This window comes from Microvirga sp. P4_A5 (assembly GCF_056402495.1).
The window spans coordinates 1-3,735 of the sequence record NZ_JBFUHH010000173.1 but is presented as its reverse complement, the minus strand read 5'-3'; the positions used below and the strand labels follow the sequence as shown (position 1 = coordinate 3,735).

The 3,735-nt window shown below is 60.4% G+C and carries 2 protein-coding genes and 1 pseudogene; all 3 read right to left on the bottom strand.

Features of this window, described 5'->3' with window-relative positions; all coding sequences use genetic code 11:
- Positions 1-1,285 (bottom strand): annotated as a pseudogene (locus tag AC1DVM_RS22690) (hypothetical protein); the annotation flags it as partial.
- The gene (locus AC1DVM_RS22685; RefSeq protein ID WP_477258330.1) at positions 1,285-2,256 is read right to left on the bottom strand and encodes a hypothetical protein; all 972 of its coding nucleotides are present in this window, start codon (positions 2,254-2,256) and stop codon (positions 1,285-1,287) included. The pseudogene AC1DVM_RS22690 and the gene AC1DVM_RS22685, both read right to left, overlap by 1 nt.
- A 310-nt stretch (positions 2,257-2,566) precedes the next feature.
- The gene (locus tag AC1DVM_RS22680) at positions 2,567-2,758 is read right to left on the bottom strand and encodes a helix-turn-helix domain-containing protein (protein ID WP_477258328.1); all 192 of its coding nucleotides are present in this window, start codon (positions 2,756-2,758) and stop codon (positions 2,567-2,569) included.
- Positions 2,759-3,735 lie beyond the last annotated feature (977 nt).

Here is a 3,735-nt window from a genome sequence, read left to right as displayed (position 1 = left end):
GATCACCGACTACCTGGTTTGAAAACAGTTTGTTGACGGCTTCGACAACCTTCGGTTCGTTCGTTGTATCGATGCCACTCTTGAGGAGGGCAGGAACGAGCACCTCCTGCGTCCACGTGTACGGGTTGCTGGCGAAAAGGTCTTGTTGCACTACGCCCTTACGGTCACGGATGCCGACCTGCGCCTGATATGCCTTTGCTTTTGCGGTTGCTCGTCCTCCGATCATCTGGGCCGTCGAACTGCCGAGCGCCGTCCCAACGCGCGGCGCGCCCATGTCCGCGATCAGCGACGGCAGAACAGTGTTGATGAATTGATCGCTGAGGGAGAAGCCGGCACTTTTCGACATCTTGGCGACCGACCAGACATCACCCGGCGAATATTCGGCGCCCTCTACACCGGCCGCTCTTATCGTCCCATCAAGTAGCGTGCGAATTTCTGCCGGATCGATGTTCTTTCCCAGAGTATCGAGGCCGCGAAGGAAACGGGTCAATTCGGAGAGGGCGGAATCTCGCCCCTTTAGGCTCTGCAAAACCGTGAACGTCTGTCCGAGGCTCTCGGATAGCTCAAGGGCCTTAGGGATCGAGCCGAGAGACAATGCCGACTCTCGGAGGAGTTCTTGCAGGGTCACATTATCGACCGATGGGAAGCGGGCTGAAGTCAAACGCGACTTCGCCGCCAGGGCGACGGTCTCATACGCAGTAAATCCGCCGAGATAACTCCTGGCACCTTCGCGTGCCTCATTGGCGCCGGCGCGCAAGGTGCCGCGAACGCCTGCATATCCCGCGTAGAGCCCCCCGCCAGCCCCACCGAGCAGAAAACCTTGCCTCACGAAGCCTTTCGCGCCGGCGACGAKCCGGCTTCGCGCCTGGTGAAGGCGTTCTGTTTCACCGCGGAGTGCTATGAGAGCGCCAAGCGTGTCTTTTTTCCATGTGTCCTGTGCCCCGAGGACTACATGCGCGCGGCGGCTGCCGGTGGCGAGATCCGTCTGAAGGCGATTCCAACTCGCTCGGATCTTCTCGAACTCGCTCGGGGCGATCTTGATTTTCTCAAGCTGGCGCGTGAACGCTGTGCCCCATTGGGCATGTTGCAGCTCGCGACCCATCGCAGCCGCGCTCAATCTCGCCTTGTCGAGATTGGACGAGAACCCGTCGAGGGCGGGACGCTTACGTCCGAGACGATCCGCGGCAGCTCCAACACCGTCGAGTGCCCCGGCCGCCTTTTTGGCGCCGGTGCTCAGGTCGTCCCTGATGGCAAGCCGAAGTTGCGCCAGCAAGGTTCGCGCCATTAGTGCCTCCTCATTGCGACGATGCCGGGCGAGGCGCCGGGGGCGCGTGCTGGTGTCACGGGATCTTCGACCGCGTCGCTTATCGGAATGAAGTCGACAACGGGCTCGATCTCGCCGTCACGGCGCGGCGCAATGCTGCGCAGACGCTCGGGATGAAGGAGAACCGAGCGGCCGTCGTCGTTTCGGCTGGGTTCGGCAATCATCGGGTCGAGATATGCGAGGCCGGGAAGGTTGACCGTGCGAGACAAACTCTCGCGATGAACCGCTGCCACCGCTGGGATGCGCTCAACGCGCCGGAAGCGACGTCGGACGACCTCGATCGAGAGGGAACCCATCGACGATTCCGGTGCTGGGATCCACCCTGCGCCCCGATCCGACTGTTGCACTTGATCCAGCAATTCGTCCGGCAGTGGCTCTCCCGATCCGGAAAAAGCCCAAAGGGTCACGATTTCGTCTGAGATAAGGCGCTCGTCCGATCCTGGGCGCCCTCGAACTTGATGCTCCGGCGAAAGAAGCGGACTAGCACCGGCGGGCAGGTCAGAATTCGACTGACGGATAGCTTCGTCCGCGCGGGCGACGGCATCAATGATTTCAACGATCTCTCGCGCCAGCTTTGAGTATCGGAGAAGCGACTTGCGGGCGGCCTCGGACTGGGCCTCAGCGTTGGCGCGAAGCTCACGCCGTGCTCTCTCGGCCTCCGCGGCCAAGGCTTTCGAAAGACGTTGCTGGATCACCTCAATCAAGGCTACTGCGTCCTCGATGTTCTCCTTGGCAGTTGACAGGCTGGACCGAAAAGCCAGTCGTTCCGAATCTGAAGCAAGGATCATATCTCCGCGACGCGATTCAATGGCATCAAGCGCGCTAGCGGCGTCGCCCCGATGCACTTTAGCGTGCCTCAACGCGTCGGTGAGATCGGCGGCAGACAGGTCCGGCTTCGAGAGAATAGACCGGAGATCCTCGAATTTCATCATCGCCTAGTTTCCTTGGTTCTTGCGGCGCACACGCCCAGAAAATCGCCGTTCGCAATTGCGATCGCTCGACTCCAACTGCGTGAGGGCGGCGCGGGGGTCGGCACCGGCGGAGACGCCGACGCAGGAGGTGCAGGCACTGGCGCAAAGACAGACGGGAAGGCGGATACACTGATTGCTGCGTCCGGCGGAGGCGCTGCGACGGTCGGCGGGACCTCAGCGACCACCCGCTGATCGCCGGCCGCATTCGCCCGGGAGAGAGCACCAAAAGCAATGCGCTCCAGGTGGGCGTCGGAGTGCCTGAGGTTGCTCATCACCGCCCCTCGCGACCGGCGGCCGTTGTTGGGAGCCGGGCTGCAAACTGTTCGAGATCAGCGCGGTGAACCCTCGTCGATCGACCGATCTTTCGGACGGGCAACTTGCCGTCCCGGATCAGTGCACAAAGTGTCGTTCGCCCGACGGAAAGCTCACGGGCAACAACGGGCAACTTCAGGAGGAGTGACATCCGGTACTCCGCGAACAGCGACGGCGCTGGACATCACGGTGGCGCACTCTTCCAAGAAGTCAACAAGAAGATGTCGCGGGGACCCAAGAAATACGCAGACGAGTTGCTTCGAGTTGCTTCTCATCGCACCGGGTAACATTTTCGAGAAACGTTGGCAGACGAACCCCACATAGGCGAAAAAAATTTGCGATATGGCGGGGGCGACGGGCGCGCCGCCGCAGCTTGGTCGCTGATACGGTCCCTGCGATTCGCGTGCATCACATTCCCGCATTGCAAAGTCACACAGCCTGATTTGAGCCCACTGACGTAGTCACCTAGCCACGGATCGAGTTTGCTCGTCCTGAAGAACAGAAATCGATTTATGCGCACATCCTTCACGCGTGCACCCCGGCTCGATATGAACTTGGGCTCTTCCACCCAAACCAGCGCAACGATCTCAACAGGCTCAGCCTGTCCAACGCAGACGCGCCTGAGGCGCTCACGACCGATCCCCCGGTGAAATGCGTGGTCTGGATCCGATCGCGCCTAGAGCCACAGATTGAAACCTCACAGCACTAGGTCCCGCTTCCCCAGAACAATCCTCGAACGTTTGAACGCACTGGAATCGCGGCCGCAGGCGCTTTCTGTCGCGCACACCTGAGCCAGACTAGTCGATGTCGCGCACGCTGGATTCAATGCGGGATGGGTGAATCGTTATCGTCGCGCCACACTCGTTAACGGCACGACGTATGAGGAATGTCGCATCGGCTTCCGTGCGGGCGGCTCAAGCCGTCCCGCTCCCGAGAACGTTAAACCGGAAAGTGCGATGTGGCGGGAGTGACAATCACCAACTCCGCGTGTGAGAAGATAAACTGCAACGTTGGTGAGGGTCCGGCTTGGCGCCGGCCCAACAATCATTCTTGTGATTCACAATCAGAATTCTAGTCACTTCTTACGTTCTCGGTCTCAGGCACTAATCTAAGTAGTGAGTCTATATC

What these genes read in the sequence shown, in the direction of transcription:
- AC1DVM_RS22685 (WP_477258330.1), bottom strand. Translation starts at nt 2,256, where the DNA reads ATGATGAAATTCGAGGATCTCCGGTCTATTCTCTCGAAGCCGGACCTG.
- AC1DVM_RS22680 (WP_477258328.1), bottom strand. Translation starts at nt 2,758, where the DNA reads ATGTCACTCCTCCTGAAGTTGCCCGTTGTTGCCCGTGAGCTTTCCGTC.